Below are 22,235 nucleotides of genomic sequence, written 5' to 3'. Positions count from 1 at the left end.
GAACAGGCCGCTTTTTTCGCCCAGTTCACGGGCTGCCGGGTCTTCCAGTTCGTCGAGGATGATGCGGCCGACCTTGGTGCTGAGCACGTACTCGTCACGTGGGCGGCCGACCAGGGCGTTGCCCAGGCGGCTTTCGGAGAGGCCGGCACCGTAGAACGGGGCGCTGTCGAAGTAGCGCACGCCGTTGTTCCAGGCGGCATCGACGGTAGCTTGTACTTCGTCTTCAGGCACGTTGCGGAACATGTTGCCCAGCGGTGCGGTACCGAAGCCCAGTGGGTTGGCGATAAGGGATTTGAGGTTCATGTGCGTTTTCCTGGTGAGGGGAGTCGGTTGTGAACTCCAGTGGCTGCAATCCTATGCCTCACTCACCAAGACCGTCCAAGTCATATTTCGAACGACTTGAGACCTTTTAAGCAATTACTTCTAAACGATTGCCCGGTCTATCAGGAGATAGATCACGAGGTAGAGCAGATCCAGCGGAGCACTGGTGCATGGGATTTCACGCGTGACCGGCAAGAACGCCACGCCCCCCTGTGGGAGCGGCTTCAGCCGCGAAGCAGGCGCCGCGGTATCACATGGATTTCATCAGTCCCGGTCAATCTTGGCATTTGACAAGGCTAAGGACAGGGTCGATACCAATGACATCCCTGCCAAAGGAGTCACCCATGTCGAAGCTTTATCCCAGCATTGATCCTGAGGGGCTGGTCGAGTACTCGGTGGTGTACAGCGACCGCTCGCTCAATCACATGTCGCAGACGTTTCAAGGCGTGATGAAGAACATTTCCAGGACCCTGAAACAGGTCTATAACGCCCAGGCTGTTGCGGTAGTGCCCGGCAGCGGTACATTCGGCATGGAATCGGTAGCGCGCCAGTTTGCCACCGGTCAGCAATGCCTGGTGATACGCAACGGCTGGTTCAGTTATCGCTGGAGCCAGATCCTTGAGATGGGCAACATCCCGGCGGCCACCACGGTGCTGAAAGCCCGACCAGTCGACACCAGTCGCCAGGCTGCCTACGCTCCGCCCCCTCTGGACGAAGTGCTGGCGGCGATAAAGGCGCACAAGCCGCAGATCGTCTTCGCCCCCCACGTTGAAACCTCATCCGGGATTATCCTGCCCGACGATTACCTGCGGGCCGTAGGCGACGCTGTGCATGCGGTGGGCGGCCTGTTCGTGCTCGACTGCATCGCCTCAGGCACGATCTGGGTTGATATGCAAAAGTGCGCAGTCGACCTGCTGATCAGCGCTCCACAGAAAGGCTGGAGCGCCTCCCCTTGCTGCGCCCTGGTGATGCTCAGTGCTTTGGCCCTGGAGCCCATCGAGCAGACGCAAAGCAGCAGTTTCGCCTGCGACCTGAAAAAGTGGCTGCAGATCATGCAGGCCTACGAACAGGGCGGGCATGCCTACCATGCGACCATGCCCAGCGACTCTCTCGCGCGATTTAACAAAGTAATCAACGAGATGCGAGCCTACGGTTTCGACAAGGTCCGCGGCGAACAGCAGGCTCTGGGCGATCGGGTGCGCGCCATGTTGACCGGCAAAGGCATCAAGAGCGTGGCCGCCGCCGGCTTTCAGGCCCCGGGCGTAGTGGTGAGCTACACCGATGATGCCGATATCAAGAGCGGTAAGAAATTTGTCGAGCACGGCCTGCAGATAGCCGCCGGAGTGCCGTTGCAATGTGACGAGCCGGCCGACTTCCAGACCTTCCGCATCGGTCTGTTCGGGCTCGAAAAACTGCACGATATCGAGCGCACGGTCAGCACCCTTGAGCAGGCACTGGACGAAGTGATGGTGAACTGAGGCCTCATCCTGGCATTTGCCGCTTTCGTGTCCTCGGTGATCGAAAGCGGCACGCCACCGGCACAGATGGCGGCGATTCGCGAGCGTCTGCGTGAACTTGGCCTGGAACCTTGCGACTGCTTGTCGCCCCCACTCATGGATGCACTCGCGGTTCACGCCGCCAAGCAAAAAGGCACTTACCGCGAATGATGCTGATCTGAACCCTTAAACTGCTTGCAGTTGCCGGTCAGCGTGGTAAGACGAGCGCACCAGCGGCCCGGAGGCCACGTTTCTGAACCCCATCGCCAAGGCCTGCTCGGCAAGCATGGCGAAGGTGTCAGGATGCACGAAGCGCTGCACCGGCAGGTGGCTGCGAGACGGTTGCAGATACTGCCCCAGGGTCAGCATGTCAACCTGATGCTCACGCATGCGCTGCATCACCTCGATCACCTCGGCATCGGTCTCGCCCAGGCCGAGCATCAGGCCGGACTTTGTCGGTACCGCCGGCAGGCGTTGCTTGAAGCGCTCCAGCAGGTCCAGCGACCACTCGAAGTCCGAGCCCGGCCGTGCCGCCCGGTACAGGCGCGGCACGGTCTCCAGGTTGTGGTTGAACACGTCTGGCGGCTCTTGCGCAGTGATGTCCAGAGCAACGTCCATACGGCCACGGTAATCCGGCACCAGGGTTTCCAGCTGAATACCCGGCGACAGCCTGCGGATCTCGCGCAGGCAATCGGCGAAGTGGCGGGCACCGCCATCGCGCAGGTCGTCACGGTCCACCGAGGTGATCACCACATACTTCAGGCCAAGGTCGGCAATGGCGATGGCAAGGTTCGTCGGCTCATCGGCATCCAGTGGTTTGGGCCCTGATCGCGACCGAACGCTTTCGACCCAAAGCTGACGGTGAGAGTCGTTAGTTCTGGGTCGATTTCGGACTGCCTTTCTATAAGTGCTGTAGCATCAGGGATAGGCTTAAGTGATCCATTATTAGGCTTCAATGTTGTCGAGAGCCCTTTAACCAAAAACCACCTAGTGGGTAACGAGTGCGCAGCCGATTTTACGCGTTATCCACCTCAGGTTCGGACTCAGACTCGGGTGCACCTGACACCTGAGTTGGAGCCGTGGGGAGCGCAACGAGACCCACACCAATTAATATCGCTTGACGGCATGCTGCTGAGTAGTCCTCATCTGGCTGCTCTACTAGATACTGTACTGCTTTGAAAAGCTCGGTGGTCGGCACCAATGCCGTAGAAGATGATTGAGCAGCCGATATGCATTTTTCGGTAAACTGCGTTTCTCGTTCTTCAGGCATGGTTAGTCGAAATCCGTTTCCGAATAGGACGCCTTTAGCCGGCTTCTGTATATCTTCCCGCTGAAGATCCTCATGAATGTTCATAGCAAGCTGCCGCAGTTTATCGACGTTGATGGCTTTGCTGTCTTTACCTTCGGCTTCTCCTAACAGCCGGCCTTCGGGGCACTGGAAAACAACGTCGAATTCAGACTCAGTATCCTTGTACTGAGAAGCTTCGAATCCTATAGCGTTGAGAGCATCTACTATTGCGTACTCAAGGGCTTTGCCCTTTTCATAAAGTAGTGAACGCAGCTTCCCGGCACTGGAAAGTTTTTCTTTTGCTAACTCCTTAATACGTTGCGCCTCCTCAACCCGGCGCTCAGCCTCAAGTAGTTCAGACTGCAAGATTCGCTCAGCGGTTAGAATGTACGAGGCGTTTGAAGCCCATCCGGGCTCTGGAGTGACGTCCGCGGTGGTGCGTAAAGCCTTATCCAGCGCAACTACGGCGCCGATAAACCGCCCGGCGAACTGTTCCGCACTTGGAGTCCAGACTTCCTCCTTCGCCTTTTGCTTGATAAAAGCTGCTGGATAGAAATCGATATCAGGCAGCAAGATGAGGGATCCTGTCGAAGTTTTGCTGCGATTCAGGGCCGCCACAGGCTTATCGCCATTTTTGGTAGTGATGCAGACGTTTGATGTATCGGCAGGAAGCAAAACCTTGTATTCAGATACATCCGCAAATTCTGCCCAATAAGGAGCTAAAATCTCCGCTCCAAGCGGCGCCAGCTTCATGGCGCTTCCGCTTGTATTGACTGGCTTCAGACTTAGCGGCAGGGATGCATAGTTAGTGCACTGAGTAACAATACGTGTTGTTTTCTGATTGCGACCTGTTCCCGAGTACTGCCGCTCGCCTGTGGCGATGTATACCTCTTCCACTGGCGGAAGAAAAACAATGACGGTTTTACCAGCCTCGACTGCTTGCTTGATCTCCCTGCGCCAGTGCTCGCAGCACTCTTTGAGTTGAAACGACGCAGAGTCATCCAAGCTAGGCTTGCCTTGATAGAAATCAACGTAGTGACCCCAAAAATTATCAATAGAAGGGCGGAATAGTATGATATCCCAGTCCAAGAGAGATATTTTTGAACGAAACCCCTCGTAATGAGTATCATTCGAAGCTAATTCGAAACCAACAGTCAGTATTGCTTTTGCCATTTTGCACCTAACAAATATGGGACGTTTAGATGGCTTGCGCGTAGCCTGATGAGAATAACATTTGAGCAGATGAGAAGGTTCGGTGAGTGGCCGCTCGTGGCCGTAAGCCGACCTCGGCGAACGGCCGCGATGGGTCGTAGACAGCACAGTATTGGAGATTAGAGCCCGTGAGTGTCCGGCTCTGGCAGTGGTCTGCCTGAGCTGAACGGCCGCAATGGGTCGATAGCAGCCGTTCGTGAAAGCATTCCCAAACGGACACAGCCCTGTCCAAATGTTCTTCGGGGATCCTGACACATTACGTTCCTGCGCCCACTCATTCGACAGTTTGCCGGGCTACACCCGTTCGCTGCTGGACTGTTTGTCTCTACCGCTAACCGGCAACGCTTGACTCTACCGTAAGGGGCAGACTTTACCCTTGGCACTTCATTACCTGGAGTTTGTCATGAAGAGCAAACGCATGCTCGTAATCCTCGGCCACCCTTCGAACGACAGCTTTTGCGGCGCTGTGTCCGAACGTTATGTCGAGGCCGCCACGCAAGCAGGCCATGAGGTGCGCCTGCTGCGCCTGGACACCCTGGATTTCGATCCGGTCTTGCACGATGGCTATAACCAGGTCCAGTTGCTTGAGCCCGATTTGATCAACGCACAGAACGACATTACCTGGGCCGAACACCTGACATTGGTGTACCCGATCTGGTGGGGCGGCATTCCGGCGCTGCTCAAGGGGTTCTTCGACCGCGTGTTTTTGCCCGGTTTTGCCTTCAAGTACCGCAAGGGCTCGCCCTTCCCGGATAAGCTGCTCAAGGGCCGCACAGCTCACCTTCTGGTGACCATGGACACGCCGCCGTGGTACTACCGGTGGGTGTATCGCATGCCGGGCCTGCACCAAATGCGCAAGACCACCCTGGAGTTCTGCGGCATAAAACCCCTGAAAACCCTGACCTTCGGTCCGGTATTGGGCTCCAGGCCGGAACAGCGTGAAGCCTGGCTCAAACAAGTCCAGGCAGTCGCCAGCCGCTGATCGGCCCCGGTCGTATCGTGCCCCTGCGCTGCCCAGCCGAGCCTCCCTGCTGCGACACCTTGTCCAACTTGGCTTCCAACCCCCTGACGCTTGTGCAAAGATGTCGCGCGCCTGCGCGAGCGCGCGACATCTTTTCGCTTCTGATGCGTCAAAAAGGGATTTTCATGTACATCGGCAAAGCCGCCCAGCTGTCGGGCACCACCGTCAAAAGCATTCGACATTACGAAGAAATCGGCCTCTTGCCCCCCCCGCAACGCGAAGGCAAGTACCGCATCTACAGCCAGCAAAGCGTAGAGCTGCTGACCTTCATCAAATGCGCTCAGCAACTCGGTTTCAAGCTCAAGGAAATGCAGGCCATTCTGCAGGATCATCGCGGCCAGGAGCTGCCCTGGGATCTGGCCATGCAGGCCATCGATAACAAAAAGCAGGAATTGATGGGGCAGATCCAGGCCTTGCAGCAAGTGCATGACGGCTTGGTAGAGTTTGAGCTGAGCCTCAAAGATGCTCAGATGCAATGCCAGTTCGAACACCTGGAAAAAGCCCGCTGAATCCGCACCGCCGCCCCTGAACGGCCATGGCGCCCCGTGCCGTTTTCAACACGCAGGCGCCCCGGCGATTTAGCCTGGCACAGCCTCACCCCGCGGCTGCTCGCCCTCTTGCACTGCTGGTTGCGGCACAATCGAGGCAAAGAACCACGGCGAAATCAGCGTGACCAACAAAATGGTCATGAAGCCACTGGATGACAGCGCCAGTATCACCAGTACCCCCAGGTCAATGACGGGTTTGTAGGCGGAGAACAGCAGCGCGACAAAGCCCATCGAGAAGATCACGACATTGACCACCGTCGAGCGCCCGACGCCCTGCATGGCCGCCAGGATGGCCTCGTCGACCTCGATGCCCTTCTGCACCAGCATCTTGATCCGTGACAGCAGGTGAACGGCGTAATCCACGACGCCCACAACCAGGAACGTCACCAGTGTGGTACCGATGTTCAACTCGATATCCAACAGGTACATGCTGCCGTACACCGTCACCGACGTGGTCAGCAACGTCAGCATGCCGAGGATGCCCAGGCGTACTGACTTGAGCCAGAACATCATCATCAAGGTCACGGCCAGCAACGCCAGCGAGAAGCTCAGCACCTGACCCTGGGTGATTTCCTGCAACACCCCGGTCCATATGTACGGCGTACCGGCATGGGTGACTTGCAGGTTGGCCGGTTTGTTGATCGCCAGCCAGGCGTCCAGTTTATCGAGCATCGCCTGGTAATCGCCCGCCACAGAGGAGGTCATGGTGAACAGCGTCACCGCCTTCGAGTAATCGGCATTGAGCACGTTCTGCAAGTCAGTGCCGCCACCGTTCTCGAACATCATGATGTGTTGCTCGATGAGCGAGTTGCCATCGACTTCGAAGGTCTCCGGTTTCCCGTCATCATCGACCACCGTCACCTGCTCCACCGCCTGCGGCACCCGCAGGAAAGCAGGGTTCATGTCGTTGAGCACGAGGTTCATGCGCTTGATGTAGGTCGCCACCGAATAGGTGTAACTCACGTTCGGCTGGGCCCTGATGAACTGGTCCAGACGTTCGAGGAACTGCACGGTTTCAGTGGTCAGCGCGCCACGCGGAGTCTTGGTGTCGAAAGCGATCCAGCCCGGCGACGTACCCGCGACCCCGGCCCGGTTGATGAACTCGTCAGACATCCGCACCGGGCTGTCCTTCTTGAAGTAGGCAATGCCCGAGTCTTCGATATCCACCTTGAACGTGAACACCGTCATCATCGCCAACAACGGCAGGGTCACCAGCAATACCGGCTTGCGCCAGCGAATCAGCCAGGCACAGAACACCACCAGATAGTGGGAGATCAGCGACTCTTTGAGTTGCACTTTGCGCGGGACGGCATCTTTGCCCCAGATCGAAATCCACGCCGGAATCAGTAGCAACGAGATGATCAGCGCCGCCGTCAGGCCAATGGACATGAACACGCCAAAGTTGCGGATGCTGACAATGTTGTTGGTGGTGGAAATCAAGAACGTCGCAATAGTCGTGACCGTTGTCAGAACTACGGGCGTGACCATCAGGCGCTGGGTTTCACGGTTGGCTTCGCGGAAAGACTTGCCCGAATTGAGCTGTTCGTAATACTCGGCCATGACGTGGATCGCATCGGCACAACAGATGGTGAACAGGAACACCGGCAAGACACTGGTGAGCAAGTCCATCGGCACACGCAGCAGCGCCATCAGGCCAAGAGTCCAGATGGTGCAGAACAGGATATTGAACAGCGGCAGCACCACGCCAAGTGGTTTGCGAAAGAAGAAAACCAGCAGAGAGGTCACCAACAGGAACACGATCGGGAACAGCATCGCCAGGTCGTGATCGATGATTTCCTGCTGGGCCGCAATGAAGATCGGCATGCCGGCGATGAACACCTCATCGGTGAACTCCGGGTGAGCGGCCTGGTACTTCGCGATGATCTCGCGGACCTGGTGATAGGCACGCAACTGGGCCTGAGCGTCGTCCTGCTTGGTGCCCAGTTCGGCGACGACCATGGCGACTTTCTTGTCCGCCGAGACGACGCCACCGACCATCTGCTCGTTGCCCATGATCTGCGCTTCGACCTTGCTCGGGTCCATATCCAGGGCGTGCAGGGTCTTGTGGATCCACAACTCGCCATCGGCACTCAAGCTGATGTTTTCCAGGTCAGCCATCGAGGCCATTTCCTGGATCGGGTTGAGCCGCTCGGCAAGAAAGCTCAGGAACTGCAGGTCGTGGCTGTCCCAGTGCCGGGCAATCCCATGGTCGCGCAGCGCTTTGGCGGCAGCGTAATCGTTCTGTGAAAAGCCTTCGGCGAGGATCTGCACCAGCAAGGCCTGGGCATCGGGATCGCCACTGTGGAGGCCAACGATGCGCTGCAGTTCGACACGGTCCTCATCATTCGCCAGCATCAGCCGGCGTATGGCCTGGGACAACTCGAACTGGGCGTTCAGCGACGTGGTGTTGAAGACACTCTCGGGGTTGCTCAGCGCCACCATGACCGAGTCATATGTGCCGGTGAACTCGCGCTGCAAATCAATGATCGTCTTGCGCGCCGGGTGAGTGTCCTTGAGCAGATACGGATTGGTGTCCGACATCAGCGCGCCGAGGGTGTAGGTGAAGTAGGCGGTGATCGCCACCAGCACGAACACAATTGCCCGCGCATGGCGCTCGACGAAGTTCAGGTATCTTTCCATGAATGAGGGTTCCAGATGAATCGAGAGCGGCGCTTAGCGGGCAGACACGGCGTATTCCGGCAAGTCGCCGGCTTTCAGCCCACGCTTGATCGCGGTCTGCGTGAACAGGCGGTCGTCCAGTGCGACGTTGTACTGCAACTGGTTGAAGCGCAGCTGAGAGCGCGTACCGGCGATGAAGTCCTCGGTTTCGCTGAAGGTAATGCTGTCGATCTGGTCGATGGTTTCAGTCTTCAGGGTGCGCATCTGCTTGAACATCACACCTTTTACATCGAAGAAGTCCTGGCGCAGTACCAGTGAGTTCTTCTTGTCAACCCAGACCTTGAGCTTGTTGTAGCCGGTCTTGGCCAGCACGGCAGGCGTCGCCGGCTCACGCTCGATCACGTAGCAATCGCGGCCCTGCAACTGCTCTTCGCCAACCAGCGTTTGGCGATAGTCTTCGGCGCGAATCTTGTCGAGGTCGGCATAGGAGTAGTCGCTACCCATGAACGCCCCGCGTTTGTCGGTGGTGGAAATCCTTCGGGTCTGTCGGCTGACCGGCAAATACATCCATTGGCTGTCTTCGAGGCCCAGGGCCTCGCGCGGGTTTTCGATGTGGAACGCGACGTCACGCACATCACTCGGCGCGGAGAAATACATGGTGAATTTGTCGCTGTCCGGGTAATCCTTTTGCAGGTAGCTGAACTCGCGGATGCGGCTGTTACCTTGCTTGTCGATCAGGATCAGGGACACCTGGGACATGAAGCTCTTGCCGTCATCGCGGTCCCGGGCCTGGCGAATGATGTCGTCGGCCGTGGGTGTTTCAGCTGCCATGGCGGCAGCGGCGCTCAGCAGCAGTGCGCTTACAGTCAGGGCCTTGAAGATGGGCAACATCGCGATTTCCTTTTCATTGTTTGAGTGGTTCGCACACCGCACTGGTGTGGTCAGAACAGATAACCGGCGGACACGCGCACCTGGTCGCGGTTGGCGTACGCACCGAACTGGCGGTCGGGCCTGCCGAAGAACACATCGACTTCGAGCCCCAACTTGAGCCAGTCCACCGGTTTGTAGGTGAAGATCCCCTGAACGAAACTGTCGTCCTGTGCTGGCGGCGACATGCCGAAAACCAGACGGGTCTTGAGGCGATCCTGGAACTGCGAGCCTTCGGCAGACACGGTGAACAGGTCGTCGCGTTTGTCCTGGATCATGCCGGGCTGCCAGTCGAGCAGCCGCTGATGTTGCCACTGCGTCGAGATCAGCCAGTCCCGCAACAGGTAATCGACGCCCAGCAGCGACTTGGTCATCGCCGTCTGGTCGCTGCCGTAAGCGCGGTAAGGATTGGTGACGCGCCAATTGTCGAAGTAGGCGACTTCACTGCGTACCACGATGCTGTGGCCGGCATCGATGGCCACACCGGCGCCGCCCATGGAATAGCGCGGGAATTGCCGTTCGAGGCGAATCAGGCCCTCTTCGGTCTGGCCTTCGACGGCGTAAACCGGGTCCTGCTGGCGGGCGTTGAGGGCAACGAAACTGACATCCACCGTGCCGATCCGGCCGTTGGCACTGGCGCCGTAACCGAAGCCACTGTGACCGTCATAACCGGGCCGCGAATCGACCACAAACATCTGCGGATCGGGGGTGGCAAAGATCGGTGCATCGAACTCGCTGCCGACGGCCGGCGCCTGGTTTTTCACAAAATCAGTGATCACCAGCGCCTCCAGCTCCCACTCGGCGACCGGCTGCACCAGGCGAATCATCGGCACGGCGATGCGGCTGTCTTCCAACAGACCGATCACACCCTCGCGATAATCCAGCGGGTTGATCTGATCGAGCACCCGTAATTCATCTGCACGCCCCCACACCACCTGCTGCCAGCCCACCGTCAGCTCGCCGTCACCGACGTACAGCCCCCAGTAAAGGTGCCGCCAATCGGCAGTGGCCCGGTAATCGTCCCGGGCTTGCGCGCTATAGGGGTTGTTGCCGTCATAACGGAAGTCGTAACGGGCTCGGCCCTTGGCCTTGTAGTAGCCGCTGTCCCAGGCATCCTCCAGGCTGAACTTGAGGTACAAAGCCTTTTGCGTGACCTGGTCGTCACCGTGCAGACGCACGGCCGTGGCAACGCCGATCTCCGCTTCATGATGCTCCGGCAACCACTCGGCGATCGCCACTGGCGAGCCGAGGCTGACCAGCGCGGCCAAAAGGCCGCGGTTCAATCCCAGTCGAGCCATGGCTACATTCCCAACCCGGCACCGCCGTCGATCATCAGGCTTTGCGCCGTGACACCACTCGCCTGCGGGCTCGCCAGATAACGGACCATGGCCGCCACTTCGTCACCCTGAATGAAGCGCCGCAGGGGCAACTTCTTCTTGGCATTGCGCAGGATTTGCTCGTGGGTGATCCCGGCGATGCGCGCTTGAGCCGCCAGTTCGCCTTGCAGCATCGGTGTGTCGATCCAGGCGGGCAGGATGGCATTGACGGTGATTCGCCGGGGCGCCAGGTCTAGCGCCAAGGCTTTGGTCATGCCGATGATGCCGTGCTTGGAGGCGCAGTAAGCGGTGTTGCGGACCTTGCCCGCTCGGCCGAGGATCGACGACATGTTGACGATCCGCCCACCATCCGCCATCAGTGGCAGGCACAACGAGGTGACGTAAAAGGTGCCGTTGAGGTTGATCGAAATCACCTTGTGCCAGTTGTCGAGGTCTTCGGGCTCGTTCTCGTCGCAAACCCCGGCGCTGTTGACCAGCACATCGACAAAGCCGACCCGGTTGGCCAGGCCCTTGAACAGAAGTTGCAGGCTGGCGAGATCGGCGATGTTCGCTTGATGGGTTTCGATGCGAGCGGCAAATTCGCCCTCGGTGACCCACCTCTGCAAGGTTTCCAGATCCCGATCAAGCAAGATCAAAAGGTGCTCGGCCTGGGCTGCAAAACTTTCCGCGACGGCGCGGCCAATACCATTGGCCGCGCCGGTGATCACAATCGTGCGTGCCTGGCTCATAGCATTTTCAATCCGCCGTTGACGGACAACACTTCGCCCGTGACGTACAGGCCGCGCTCAGCCAGATACAGCACCGCGTCGGCAATTTCTTCAGGCCGGGCGAACCGTTTGATCAACAGCCGCGACTGGATTTCCTGCTCATGGGCGCCGACCAGGGCTTCACTCATGTCGGTGCTGACGATACCAGGCGCCACCGCGTTGACCCGGATGTTGCGCGGCGCCAACTCCACCGCCAGTGCGCGCGTCAATGCTTCTACACCGCCTTTGGCCGCGGCGTAGTTGCTCTGGCCCTTGCCGGGCTTCTGCGCGGCCACCGAGCTGAGGTTGACGATGCACCCGCTGCGTTGGCGCATCATGCAGGGCAGCACCTGCTGACAGCACAACAATGTGCCGACCAGGTTGGTCTGGATGACCTCGGTGATATCGCTCAACGATTGCGCGGCGAGCAAACCGTCACGGGTAATACCGGCGTTGTTGACCAACAAGTCGATACGCTCGAAGCGCTGCTCGACCCGTTCAAAAAACGCCTGAATGCTCTGCGCATCCTTGACATCACACTGCACAGCCAGGCACTCCCGGCCGAGCCCTTCGACCTGCGCCTGCAAGGCAGCGGCTGACGCCTCGTCACGGACATAACTGAAGGCAACCTGATAACCCGCGCCGGCCAGGGCCAGCACGACGGACTTGCCAATGCCGCGACTGCCGCCGGTCACGACAGCTATTTTCTGAGTCATGACCGCTCCTTAAAGCGAGTTTCGGGTTTTGAATTGCGCGAGGGTGAAGCCGTGGGTCGCGGCAAGTGCGCGGACCTGCTGAACTTGCTCACGGCTGATATCGCCGTAGGAGCCGTGCTGGCTCATGCCAGACAAGCCCATCAACACCGACTCGGCCATGCACGCATACAGCTGACCTTTTTTCAGGTAGGCCCGCACGTTGGGCGCCAGGCCGTCGTCGAACGGCGTCTGGACGATGCCGCCGTGCATGTAGAGCACGTCCTCGCGTTGGCTCGGCATGTCTTGATGAACGTTCAGCGGCACGGCGATATCGCAAATCACGCTGCGCTCGGCGAAATGTTCGGCGCCGAGGAATGGCTGAGGCGCATTGGCCGCGCACAGGACAACCCGTGCGCCCTTGAGGGCGTCGAGATCGTTGGTGACCGTAATGAAAGCGTTCGCGCCAAGGCGCTCATCCACCAGACGGGCGATGTGCAAACCGAGGTCGGCTTTTTGTCCATGTGAGCGCAACAAGTCACAAAAACCCTCAAGGCTCAGCAGTCGCTGCGCCAAACGGTCGTGTTCGGCTGTGCCCTTGAGGATCGAACGGGCCGCGTCGGCGTAAATCAGTTGGGCAGTTTTCTCCAGACGCCGAACCGAGCCGTCACGACCGCTGCCAATCAGAATCAGGTGATCGACGGTGGCGGACAGCACCGAGGCATAGGTCGAGGCAACGTTACCGGCGGCACCGACAACGGCAGCGGTTTGCTCGCGCAGTGCCAGGCCTTGCTGTACACAGCCTTGCTCGATGGCTTCGAGCCCCATGCCGATGGTCAGGGCATTGCCGGACGTCAGCGCCATGTCGGCAATCTTCAGCGCCTGACAATTGTTGGTGACGATCGAGGTGTACATCCCGAGGCCGGCGATGCTGCAGCCGTCGGCGCGGGCATCGGTGACACGCCTGCCGACTTCGTCGCGAATGCTGTCCAGGTCACCGCTGAGGATGTACTCGGCCATGGCATCCGAATCCATGCACAGCGGGTACAAGGTGAAATCCACCGCCATGCCGAGGCGCGACCGAATGATCACAGGGCCGACTGGCGCAGCGCGGCGTTCAGGCTTGGTGCGGTTGATGAACGTGCGTTTCTGTTCCGGGCTCAGGGCTGCCAGCGAGGGATCGACGTCACCGAGGATATCGGCATCGATCAGGTGGTTGATGAACGCTACCCGAGCGACGACTTCGACCTTGGCATCGATGTTTTCAACGGGCTCGGCCACCCGAAAATCGTCCTGACGGGCTGGCACGGCGGGAATCGAGTCCGCGCAGATACCCGCCGCCAACGGCAACGCATCGCCACGGCGCAGCATGTCGCAGACCCGTTGCAAGGCACCGATCAGCCCGTCGATTTCGTTCAGGGTGATACAGGCTGGCGGCTCCAGGCGAATCACGTTGGAGTTGCTGCCCGAAGGTGCTACCCGCAACGCTTCGAATTGCAACAGGTAACCGGCGATCAAGTAACCCAAGGCATCGTTGTACTGGGCCGACGCCTGTACCAGCGAGCTGCTGACACTCAGGTCGTGCAATTCCAAACCCACCAGCAAGCCGCGCCCACGCACATCGGCGATCACATCCGGATAGGCCATCTTCAGTTCATTGAGCGAGGCTTTGAGGTAGGCGCCCTTGGTGCGTATGTCTTTGAGCATCGCGTCGTCATTGGCGAACAACCGGCGCAATGCCGACAGCGCGATATGGCAGGACGGATCGTCCTCGGCGAAGGTCGAACTGTGGATGTAGCTGAACTCGCCCTCGTAGTGGCTGCTGCGGATCACCGTCGCGGCGATTTTCATCAAGCCGCCGCCGAGGGCCTTGGACAGGCAATAATAGTCGCCTTGCAGGTTGAACTGGCTGCTGGCAAGAAACGTCCCGGCGCGACCAAAACCCGACTGCACTTCATCGACCACCAGCGGGCATTGTTGCTCGTTACACAGCTTGCGCAGCCCCAGGTAGAACTCGGCCGCGAACTCGTTGATACCGCCTTCGCCTTGAATCGGCTCCATCAACACGGCGGTAATCGCACTGAACGGCAGTTTAAGCACGTTCAGGTGTTCGCCGTCCCATTGCAGGCTCAACCAATGGTGCGTGTGCCGGGCCGGCAATTCCTGCAACTGATGGGGCTGCTGTGGGTCGATGAACTCGACGTTCAGACCAAAACGGGCAAACGGCGCGCGGTACTGACGGCCATAGGTGAGTTGCACGGTATTGACCAATTTGCCGTGGAAGCTGCCGCGCAGGGCGACGAATACCGGTTCGATGTGCAACTGCGCCAGGTTGTGTTGGCGAACGGCTTCAACCACCTGGCGCAAGGTCACGCTGTTCAGGGTGGCCGGCAGGACACCTGCAGGCAGGTCGAGGTCGGACACATCCAGCTCGCGGTAGGCGCGTTCGCTGGCGGTCAGGTTGGCCAGGGTGAAATCGATGTCGTCAAACTGCTTTTGCAGGTTCTTCTGGCGACGGAACTCCGCGTGCTTGACGGCGATTTCCACCGCTTCCGCGCCACTGTTGGAGAAAGTCGAAATATAACGTTCGGTGTTCTTCAGTTCGCGATTGAAGGCGTCGCTGAGCTCTCGCCCCAATTGCCCGGCCGCACCGCGGATCGACATTTGTGCGTTGAACGGCACGTCGCTGCGCAGCAGCCCACATAGCTGATCGACAAACTGTGGGTCGTTGTGGCCGAACAGTGCCGCACCGTAACCGCCGAGAAAGTCGGTGACCGTGACCATATCGCCCTTGGGGTTGCGGTAGAACAACTGGCTACCGAGGGCGCGCTGAAACTCACACTCCAGGCCCAGTGCCTGGAGCAGGCCGACGAATTTGGGCCGAACGAAATCGCGATAATCCATGACTGTCATATCCCTGAAAGTAAAAAATAGGCGGTAGTCAGCGTCAGTCTTGAGTGACCTTTGCGCTGTAGAGCACTTGATAGGCGGCGCTGAATCCGTTGTCGTCGCGGTTCAGCACCAGGCAGTGTGCAAGGCTCGCGGCGTGTGGCGCGCCCTGAATAAACGGCAGGTTCGCCACTGGCTGCTGCAAACCGGCAATCGGCGGCACGCTTTGGGCCTGCAATGCGCAGCGCGCAAGCATCAGATCCACCAGGCTCGGCGCCGCGCTGAGAATGCCATTGATCGCCAACCCGCTGGTGATGTGCGAGGCGCGCGCAAGGGCCAGCGTCTGGCACAACACGCTGTCTTTGTGCGCATCGCCGGTGCCGCTGCACACCAACAGATCGGTTGGGCTGTCGGGCAGGCTCAAGCGACCGAGGGTGGCATGGGCAGTCATGTCGGCGAGGCACGCCTGAGGACCGGCCGGCAGGTCTTCGCGCCGGCGCAGCACCAATGCTGCCGCGCCCTCCCCGGCAATGCCGCCGGTGCCCCGAAGGTCAAACGGCAGCAGAGTGTTCGAGCCGTTGGCGCTGATGACTCCCGCCTGGACCAACCCGGACAGCGCCAGGGCATCCAGCTCGCTGCCCGCACCGACAATGATTGCCGCGTCAATCCGGCCATCCTGCAAAGCGGCCGTAGCCTCACGCAAGGCTGCCAGGTTGCCGGCGACACCTTGCATATAGGCGTTGCACTCACCCACCAGTTTCAGCGCCAGGCTGGTGACACCCAGCAAGCAGTTGCTCAAGCCTTTGAGCACCAGAAAAGGGTCCTGGGCACGGTCTTGCAGGATCCGTCTGGCGAACGCCGCCATGTCGGCGACGCCGTCCTGCCGACAGCCGAGCAACAATTCGGCATAGGATTCCAGAGACGGATGGGTGTAGCCGCCTTGACAGCAATACAAACCGAAACGGACATCCGGCTGCTCATGGGCCAGGCCTGCTTCTTCCAAAGCCTGACGTACCGCGCTGACACCCCAGATCACTGCCGGCGTGCAGTAACGCTGAAGGTTTTGCGCAAGGTCTTGTCGGCTGCGTTGGTGGTCCTGATCCTGAATTTGCCCGAACGCCACCACGCGTTCGCTGCTGAACCGTCGGGCGTTCAGCGCCGTAATTGCGCTGCGCCCTTCGTTCGCAGCCGCCCAGAAAGACTCGACACCCCAGCCACTGGGCAACACGCAACCCGCACCGGCAATCGCGACAGCCTGTTTCATCGCGGCGCCTCCCGGTACTTGCCCAGCGCCAGTGAAGTGTTGAGCCCGCCGAAACCGAAGGAGTTGCTCAGGGCAACGTCGACCTTGCGCTTGACCGCTTGATGGGCGCAGTAGTCGAGGTCGCATTGTTCGTCGGCATCATGCAGGTTCAGGGTCGGCGTGACCCGATCATCCCGGCAGGCCAGGGCCGTGAGCATGAACTCCGGTGCTCCGGCGGCCGCAATCAGGTGGCCGAACTGGGATTTGTTGGCCGTCACCAGCAACCGCCGATAATGTTCGCGCTCGGCGAACAGGGTCTTGATCGCCAGGGTTTCGGCGGCATCGTTGAGCGGTGTCGACGTACCGTGGGCATTGATCAGATCGACCTGTTGCGGCTCCAGCCCTGCATCCGTCAGGGCCGTCTGCATCGCCAGCACCGCTCCCCGGCCCTGCGGGTCGGGCGCGGTGATTTTGTAGGCATCCAGGCTGCTGCCGAAACCCAGCACTTCGGCGTACGGCGTTGCCCCTCGGGCGAGCGCCCGTTCGAGGGTTTCGAGCACGACAAAACCACCGCCTTCACCCGCAATCAAGCCACTGCGATGGCGGTCGAACGGCCGACACAGTTCGGTGCCCCAACGCTGCTCGCTGCTGGCGGCGCCGAGCAGATACAGCGCGGTCATGGTGTCCAGGCTCAGCACCGAATCGGCGCCCCCGGCAATGGCCAGCTCGACCTCGCCGCGACGGATCATCTGGAATGCATTGCCGATGGCCTGGGACGCTCCCGCGCAGGCGCTGCTGATATTGATCACCGGGCCTTCACTGCCGATACCATCGGCAATCACCCGCGCAAGGCGGTCGTTGCTCTGACACAGTGAACTGTCAGGATCGACCTGCGCCTGTCGCGCCATCAATTGAGCCCAGGACGGTGCCTGCGCCGGGTCATCCGCCAGGCTGAGCAGCATGTCCTGCAAACGATGAGCAGGTGCGCCGGACGCTGACAATACCGCCGCGCCACGCAACCGTTCGGGGCTCAGGCCGCTGTCGGCAATGGCTTGGGTTGCCGCGACCCAACCAAAGCGGGTGCGTTTTTCCAGCGACAATCCCCAGGCCGGATGGTCTTTCAAGTGTGCCGGCATCAAGCGCATATCCACGGGCGCTGCGTAACGCACGGGGAACGCACCCGCCTCGACGCCTTCCGGTTGCCATGGCCGAATGCAATGCTCGCCGGCCAACATTCTTTGCCACATGGACTGCCACTCGAAACCGAAGCCGGTGACGGCGCCCATGCCCGTGATCACGATCCGTGTGGGGCTCATGGGTAACTCTCCATTGTCTCTGTGTCCGACGACGTTCTGGCCAGCAGCACCGCGCCCCAATGCCCGCCTCGGCTATGTTCGAGCAACAGCGTGTAACGGCTGCCATCCAGTGCCCAGGTCACAGCGATTTCGCTGAGCAAGGCGCTGGCGCCCAGATCACCTACCAGCGCCTTGGAGTGTTCGAGGGTGTGCCCCGATAGGGTAAACAACGCGGCAATCTGCGGATCCTGTGCATCGGCAACGACTTGCCCGACATCGCTGAGGCACAGTTTTTCGTTGCTCAAAGCGCGCTCGATGACGTCGCGACCAACCGCCAGCCCACGCTCGGGTTGCGCGCTGTAACCACGGGCAAACCCGGCAATGCGCAACGCAGATCGAGCACCGCTGCCCGGGTTGGTCGTCAGCAACAGTGCCGCAGCACCTTCGCCGAAAACCCACGGGCCGGGGTTCACAGGCGGGTGAGTAGCGTCACGCAGGTACAACGCCGGGGTGATGTTCGGACTGCTACTGACCACGACGGCAGCATCGGCACGGCCTTCGCTCAGATGGGCGGCGGCCTCCATCAAGGCATCCAGCCCGGCATTGCCCTGGGAGCAAAAACCGCCCATGGGGCCCTTGCAATGCAAGGCCTCAGCCGCGTGGGCCATGACGCTGCTGTTGAGCATCATCAGCGCATGCAGCGGCGGTGTGTGGGCAAAAAATTGCGCCAACAGATCCGCCGGTTGTGCGCCAATGGCCTGCACGGCATCCCAGCACGAGCTGGGGCCATCCACTTCCGGAATGGCAGCGGTCAATGCGATCCGCTCATCGGGCAGTTCCAGCCCACGCAAGGCCTCGGCGAGACGGCCGGCGCAATACAGCAGCCGCGCGCCCTGAGGCTCGAGGCTGCGAGACAGTTTGCGGTCGTACACACCAGCCGGCAAGGCGGGCGCTGTGACACAACGGGCCAGGCGTGCCGGGTCGAAATCCAACGGTTGCGCGGCCTGAGGTTGACTGTCACGAGACGCACATTCTGTACCGGCGGCGTTGAGTACCGACGCAGCGGTGATATAAACAGCGGTTGAATTGGATCTGGTCATGTCATGCCCTGCCCAGCACCAACGAACTGTTCACGCCACCAAACCCGAAGGAGTTTGAGAGCACGACATTGATCGGTTGCTGCAACGGTTCGCAAAGGAATTTCAACTCCGGAAATTCGGATTTTTCCGGCTGAAAATTGAGGGTCGGCAAGGCCACGCCCAACTGGATGCTCATCAACGACAACACCGCCTCAATGGCACCACTGCCGGCCAACGAATGCCCTACGGCAGATTTGTTGGCGGTGAACGTCATCTGCTCCAGGGTTTCGCCGAAGACCTGCGCCAGGCCCAGGGCCTCGCAACGGTCATTGGCCTGTGTCGACGTACCGTGAACATTCACATGGTCCACAGCCGCACTGGGCAGTTCGGCATCGGCCAGGGCCGCGGTCATGCAGGCGGCATACTTGCTGCCATCGCGGCTGCTGGAGGTGATTTTCTCTGCCTCGCACAGATTCGCGTAACCCAGAACCCGGCCCAGCGAACAGGCCTGACGACGCTCGGCATGCTCGCGGGATTCAAGCACCAACAGCGCCGCCCCTTCACTCAGCACAAAACCGCAGCGGTCCGGCATGAACGGCCGGCTCTGTTCTTGTGGGGAAAAGTCCACTCGCTGGCAGAGTGCGCCCAGCCCATCAAAGCTGTAGTAGGACAATTCATGGGCCATCAACTCCACCGCGCCACACAACGCCAGGTCGATCTCGCCACGGGCGATCGCTCGATAGGCGCTGCCGATGGCAATGGTGCCGGCGGCACAGGCGTCGGAATGTGTGGAGATATGGTCACGTACACCCAGCCATTCGGCGAGATGGCGGGTTTGCTGATCAACCCGCCGGGCAAACGCCCCACCGCTGAGGGTGTGGTTATCCAGGTACTGGTCGAGATCGACCCGCCCCTGATCGTCCATGTAACGGCTAGCGTCCCGCAAATCACCGCTCATGCAGTATTTATTGGCCCCGACGAAAATACCGCTGGCGACTCGGGCAAATGCGCCGTCGGCCAACCCGGCATGGGCCAACGCCTGACGGGCCACGTAATGCGCCAGCCATTCCTGGCGGGAGGTGGTCTGCAGATCGCCCGGAAAGGCCGCCGCGATGGCCTGCCATTGTTGCTCATCGATAAATCCGGCCGCCGGGTTAGCAAAACCCAGTTCGACAAACGCCGGGTGCCGGCGAATGCAGGAACGGTTTTCGCTGATCGTCGTGAACAGCGAGCCCGCATCCAGTGCCGTGGGAGCCACCAGGCCATAGCCGGTGACCAGAACCTCTCGGGCCTGCATCAAGGCAACCCCTACGCCGAAGCTTTCAACTGGGTGGCCGCGTACTGCTCAACCAACAGACGCGAGACCGAGTCACCGTCCAGAGGGGTCAGGCGAGCACTGCAACCGCCACACACCACTTGTTTGCGTTCATTGAGTTGGGCATGAACCGCGCCACACTCAGGGCAGGCCTCGGGGAGGTAGTTGAAAACGTTATGGCATTGCTGCGCCCAGTTACGCACGGTGGTGGCCGAGAAGACATCGCCCGGCTGCATGCCCACGTGCAACTGGCCCGGCGCATAAGCGCCGAGGCTCTGCTCCAGCAAGGCCACGCCGTCCTGCGTGATTCGGCCTTTTTCGACAAACCGGGTGGCGTCGCCGAACACCGCTACCGCGTGATCCAGCACGCTGGTTTTCGGCAAGGTGCAACCGTACTGACGGCCCAACTGGAAGCTCAGGTCGACGATGTCCAGCGAGTCGGCGCCGAGGTCGTCAACGATACTGCTGTGCTCTGCCACGTCGACCCTGTCCAACACCAGCAACTGCGCAAGAATTTCCTGTGTACTGCTGATAACGCTGTCCAATTCCAAGGGATTGTTCATTGATTGTTTCCCTACAAAAGCCGCATTGAATGAATAAAGGCACCGGGCCAAAAAAACTGTTTTCAGGCCAGATATATCGAGGGCCGGGAGTCTAAAGTCTCCCCCTAAGGGGAGAGTCAACGTGCCATCATCGCTTTTTGCGAGAAATCCCGACGCGCCCTGGAACCTTTGATTTATGCAGCTCAATGGTGCTTGGAGAGGGATCGTAAAATGACAAAATCGATTGTTTGAAACAGCACGATAGTTCCAGAAGTGGGATATAACCGTGCCCGCAAACACCAGAGGCATCATGCGCAGCGGAACGGTTTTCTTCGAGGCGTGAATCTCGTCGATTAGCAGGTTACGCCTGCGTTCACCGGCTTGCCGATCAAGTGATAAACCAGCCCCACTGCAAAGCCGGTCAGAGGCAACAGCCAGGTGGCCCAGCGGTGGGTTGCACGCCATTGGGCCGCGTGATCGAGGGAGAACAGAAGCAGCGCGGATACTGATCCCGCAAGAAGCGCTACTGCGCTGGCAAGCACCAGCCATAGGCTGCTGGAGTATCAAAGGGTATTTTGGGGGAAATTTTTCTGATTCCGGCGTTTCTCATGGGCCAGGGCCTTTGGAAGTTGACTACCCATGTCATTCTCCGTAGATGAACCAACCTTACTCCAGCTCTGCTCGCTGAATATCACCTGATGACTCATACCCCGGCGTCCAGCGCCACGTCGGCGCGGACAGGTGTTCAAAGAAGAAATCGGAAACAGCTCTGATCTTAACTGGCCGAGTTCGCGCAGACGGTGTCACGAAATACAAGCCGCCCCGAGTCATACTCCACTCAGGCAAGATTCTTTCCAGGCGCCCATCCGCCAGATACTCACTCGCGATGAACTCAGGCAGTTCAGAGATGGCCATCCCTTCTAGCAGCATTGGGATCATCGCCTCCGAATTAGTGACACGCAAAGGCCCGGTAGGCACGACATCCTCTTCTACTCCAGATGTATGCGTGAATCTCCAGACCTGCGTCCGAGCGCGGTAGGCGTAGCTAAGGCAAGGCATACTTGCAAGCTCTCGGGGGTGCTTTGGCCTTCCGTGCTGGTTGAGGTAGGCCGGTGAGGCGACAAGAAACTGAGTCACGGCACACAGTTTTCTAGCCACCAACGAGGAGTCGGGCAATGCAGCGATCCTCAAGGCCGCGTCGAAACCATCCGCGATCAGGTCAACCGAAGCGTCGGACAAATGGAGGTCTACCGAGAGCTCTGGATACTGCCGAATGAGTTGGGGCATCAAGGGCGCGACCCATCTCAAGCCGAACGACATGGGGATCGCGAGGCGAACCAGGCCGCGAGGTCGAACGGAGAGCTCCATCGCCTCGCCTTCCACCTCTTCGGCCTGTCGGTAGATTTCCCCAGCCTTGCCAGCCATGCTCTGGCCAAATTCGGTCAATGAAAGTTGTCGAGACGTGCGGTTGAACAGGCGCCCCCCCAGTCGCTCCTCCAGCCGTGCTACCGCCCTGGACACAGTGGGCACTGAAACGCCCATGACTCTGGCGGCGGCTGCGAACGAGCCCTCCTCAGCTACCTTGGCAAACATCGCCAGCCCTTCAAAATCCGGAAGTTTGCTCATTTCATTTCTGCAACGATGAGTTTCCAACAATTCTATTTT

General features: G+C 59.7%; 17 protein-coding genes and 2 pseudogenes. 4 read left to right on the top strand and 15 right to left on the bottom strand.

The window, feature by feature from the left end; all coding sequences use genetic code 11:
- The coding region (locus CAG46_RS16660; protein ID WP_143493451.1) for an aldo/keto reductase at nucleotides 1–303 on the bottom strand (303 nt) is incomplete at its 3' end.
- 362 nt (nucleotides 304–665) lie between these two features.
- Here CAG46_RS16660 and CAG46_RS16655 point away from each other — a divergent pair.
- Both CAG46_RS16655 and CAG46_RS28990 read left to right on the top strand, forming a co-directional pair.
- A complete protein-coding gene (locus tag CAG46_RS16655) occupies nucleotides 666–1,799 on the top strand; it encodes an aminotransferase class V-fold PLP-dependent enzyme (RefSeq protein WP_085616377.1) in 1,134 nt (377 codons plus the stop codon).
- Nucleotides 1,800–1,814: 15 nt separating this feature from the next.
- Nucleotides 1,815–1,988: pseudogene (locus CAG46_RS28990) on the top strand (glutathione-dependent formaldehyde-activating protein); the annotation flags it as partial.
- Between the two features lie 15 nt (nucleotides 1,989–2,003).
- Here the strand turns inward: CAG46_RS28990 and CAG46_RS16645 are convergent.
- Nucleotides 2,004–2,642: pseudogene (locus CAG46_RS16645) on the bottom strand (lipoyl synthase); the annotation flags it as partial.
- Between the two features lie 190 nt (nucleotides 2,643–2,832).
- A complete protein-coding gene (locus CAG46_RS16640) occupies nucleotides 2,833–4,278 on the bottom strand; it encodes a hypothetical protein (protein ID WP_085616374.1) in 1,446 nt (481 codons plus the stop codon).
- Between the two features lie 442 nt (nucleotides 4,279–4,720).
- Here CAG46_RS16640 and CAG46_RS16635 point away from each other — a divergent pair, with 442 nt between their 5' ends.
- Nucleotides 4,721–5,299 carry an NAD(P)H-dependent oxidoreductase gene (locus CAG46_RS16635; protein WP_085616371.1) on the top strand — a complete coding sequence of 193 codons (579 nt, stop codon included), beginning with the start codon at nucleotides 4,721–4,723 and terminating at the stop codon, nucleotides 5,297–5,299.
- 164 nt (nucleotides 5,300–5,463) lie between these two features.
- Nucleotides 5,464–5,847 carry a MerR family transcriptional regulator gene (locus CAG46_RS16630; protein WP_003253954.1) on the top strand — a complete coding sequence of 128 codons (384 nt, stop codon included), beginning with the start codon at nucleotides 5,464–5,466 and terminating at the stop codon, nucleotides 5,845–5,847.
- A 69-nt stretch (nucleotides 5,848–5,916) separates the two neighbouring features.
- Here CAG46_RS16630 and CAG46_RS16625 read toward each other — a convergent pair whose 3' ends face one another.
- The 12 genes from CAG46_RS16625 to CAG46_RS16565 form a co-directional block, all read right to left on the bottom strand.
- Entirely contained in the window at nucleotides 5,917–8,526 is a 2,610-nt protein-coding gene (locus CAG46_RS16625) for an RND family transporter (RefSeq protein WP_085588317.1), read from the bottom strand.
- A 33-nt stretch (nucleotides 8,527–8,559) separates the two neighbouring features.
- Entirely contained in the window at nucleotides 8,560–9,396 is an 837-nt protein-coding gene (locus CAG46_RS16620) for an outer membrane lipoprotein-sorting protein (RefSeq protein WP_085616369.1), read from the bottom strand.
- A gap of 50 nt (nucleotides 9,397–9,446) precedes the next feature.
- A complete protein-coding gene (locus tag CAG46_RS16615; protein WP_085616367.1) occupies nucleotides 9,447–10,730 on the bottom strand; it encodes a DUF1302 family protein in 1,284 nt (427 codons plus the stop codon).
- Nucleotides 10,731–10,732: 2 nt separating this feature from the next.
- On the bottom strand, nucleotides 10,733–11,497 hold the full coding sequence (locus CAG46_RS16610; RefSeq protein ID WP_085616365.1) for an SDR family NAD(P)-dependent oxidoreductase: 765 nt from the start codon (nucleotides 11,495–11,497) through the stop codon (nucleotides 10,733–10,735).
- On the bottom strand, nucleotides 11,494–12,231 hold the full coding sequence (locus CAG46_RS16605) for a 3-oxoacyl-ACP reductase family protein (RefSeq protein ID WP_085588309.1): 738 nt from the start codon (nucleotides 12,229–12,231) through the stop codon (nucleotides 11,494–11,496). The genes CAG46_RS16610 and CAG46_RS16605 overlap by 4 nt, the downstream gene beginning before the upstream one ends.
- Nucleotides 12,232–12,240: 9 nt before the next feature.
- Nucleotides 12,241–15,111: an aminotransferase class III-fold pyridoxal phosphate-dependent enzyme gene (locus tag CAG46_RS16600; protein WP_085616362.1), complete on the bottom strand. Its 2,871-nt coding sequence runs from the start codon at nucleotides 15,109–15,111 to the stop codon at nucleotides 12,241–12,243.
- Between the two features lie 43 nt (nucleotides 15,112–15,154).
- On the bottom strand, nucleotides 15,155–16,360 hold the full coding sequence (locus CAG46_RS16595) for a beta-ketoacyl synthase N-terminal-like domain-containing protein (RefSeq protein ID WP_085616359.1): 1,206 nt from the start codon (nucleotides 16,358–16,360) through the stop codon (nucleotides 15,155–15,157).
- Complete coding sequence (locus CAG46_RS16590; protein WP_085616356.1) at nucleotides 16,357–17,655, bottom strand: beta-ketoacyl-[acyl-carrier-protein] synthase family protein; 1,299 nt, start codon at nucleotides 17,653–17,655, stop codon at nucleotides 16,357–16,359. The genes CAG46_RS16595 and CAG46_RS16590 overlap by 4 nt, the downstream gene beginning before the upstream one ends.
- On the bottom strand, nucleotides 17,652–18,578 hold the full coding sequence (locus tag CAG46_RS16585; RefSeq protein WP_178080710.1) for a beta-ketoacyl synthase: 927 nt from the start codon (nucleotides 18,576–18,578) through the stop codon (nucleotides 17,652–17,654). The genes CAG46_RS16590 and CAG46_RS16585 overlap by 4 nt, the downstream gene beginning before the upstream one ends.
- A 157-nt stretch (nucleotides 18,579–18,735) precedes the next feature.
- Nucleotides 18,736–20,010, bottom strand: a complete 1,275-nt coding sequence (locus CAG46_RS16580; protein ID WP_085616353.1) for a beta-ketoacyl-[acyl-carrier-protein] synthase family protein — start codon at nucleotides 20,008–20,010, stop codon at nucleotides 18,736–18,738.
- A gap of 11 nt (nucleotides 20,011–20,021) precedes the next feature.
- Nucleotides 20,022–20,591 carry an acyl carrier protein gene (locus CAG46_RS16575; RefSeq protein WP_085616393.1) on the bottom strand — a complete coding sequence of 190 codons (570 nt, stop codon included), beginning with the start codon at nucleotides 20,589–20,591 and terminating at the stop codon, nucleotides 20,022–20,024.
- Between the two features lie 645 nt (nucleotides 20,592–21,236).
- Nucleotides 21,237–22,196, bottom strand: a complete 960-nt coding sequence (locus CAG46_RS16565; RefSeq protein ID WP_085616350.1) for a LysR family transcriptional regulator — start codon at nucleotides 22,194–22,196, stop codon at nucleotides 21,237–21,239.
- Nucleotides 22,197–22,235: the final 39 nt, after the last annotated feature.

The organism is Pseudomonas sp. B23(2017) (assembly GCF_002113725.1).
GTDB classification, from domain to species: Bacteria; Pseudomonadota; Gammaproteobacteria; order Pseudomonadales; family Pseudomonadaceae; genus Aquipseudomonas; species Aquipseudomonas putida_Z.
Note: the sequence above shows the minus strand (reverse complement) of the source record. Positions and strands in the feature narration are given on the sequence as shown.

Excerpts from the sequence above, each read along its gene's own strand:
- CAG46_RS16655 (WP_085616377.1), top strand. The coding sequence starts at position 666 with ATGTCGAAGCTTTATCCCAGCATTGATCCTGAGGGGCTGGTCGAGTAC.
- CAG46_RS16640 (WP_085616374.1), bottom strand. The coding sequence starts at position 4,278 with ATGGCAAAAGCAATACTGACTGTTGGTTTCGAATTAGCTTCGAATGAT.
- CAG46_RS16635 (WP_085616371.1), top strand. The coding sequence starts at position 4,721 with ATGAAGAGCAAACGCATGCTCGTAATCCTCGGCCACCCTTCGAACGAC.
- CAG46_RS16630 (WP_003253954.1), top strand. The coding sequence starts at position 5,464 with ATGTACATCGGCAAAGCCGCCCAGCTGTCGGGCACCACCGTCAAAAGC.
- CAG46_RS16625 (WP_085588317.1), bottom strand. The coding sequence starts at position 8,526 with ATGGAAAGATACCTGAACTTCGTCGAGCGCCATGCGCGGGCAATTGTG.
- CAG46_RS16620 (WP_085616369.1), bottom strand. The coding sequence starts at position 9,396 with ATGTTGCCCATCTTCAAGGCCCTGACTGTAAGCGCACTGCTGCTGAGC.
- CAG46_RS16615 (WP_085616367.1), bottom strand. The coding sequence starts at position 10,730 with ATGGCTCGACTGGGATTGAACCGCGGCCTTTTGGCCGCGCTGGTCAGC.
- CAG46_RS16610 (WP_085616365.1), bottom strand. The coding sequence starts at position 11,497 with ATGAGCCAGGCACGCACGATTGTGATCACCGGCGCGGCCAATGGTATT.
- CAG46_RS16605 (WP_085588309.1), bottom strand. The coding sequence starts at position 12,231 with ATGACTCAGAAAATAGCTGTCGTGACCGGCGGCAGTCGCGGCATTGGC.
- CAG46_RS16600 (WP_085616362.1), bottom strand. The coding sequence starts at position 15,111 with ATGGATTATCGCGATTTCGTTCGGCCCAAATTCGTCGGCCTGCTCCAG.
- CAG46_RS16595 (WP_085616359.1), bottom strand. The coding sequence starts at position 16,360 with ATGAAACAGGCTGTCGCGATTGCCGGTGCGGGTTGCGTGTTGCCCAGT.
- CAG46_RS16590 (WP_085616356.1), bottom strand. The coding sequence starts at position 17,655 with ATGAGCCCCACACGGATCGTGATCACGGGCATGGGCGCCGTCACCGGC.
- CAG46_RS16580 (WP_085616353.1), bottom strand. The coding sequence starts at position 20,010 with ATGCAGGCCCGAGAGGTTCTGGTCACCGGCTATGGCCTGGTGGCTCCC.
- CAG46_RS16575 (WP_085616393.1), bottom strand. The coding sequence starts at position 20,591 with ATGAACAATCCCTTGGAATTGGACAGCGTTATCAGCAGTACACAGGAA.
- CAG46_RS16565 (WP_085616350.1), bottom strand. The coding sequence starts at position 22,196 with ATGAGCAAACTTCCGGATTTTGAAGGGCTGGCGATGTTTGCCAAGGTA.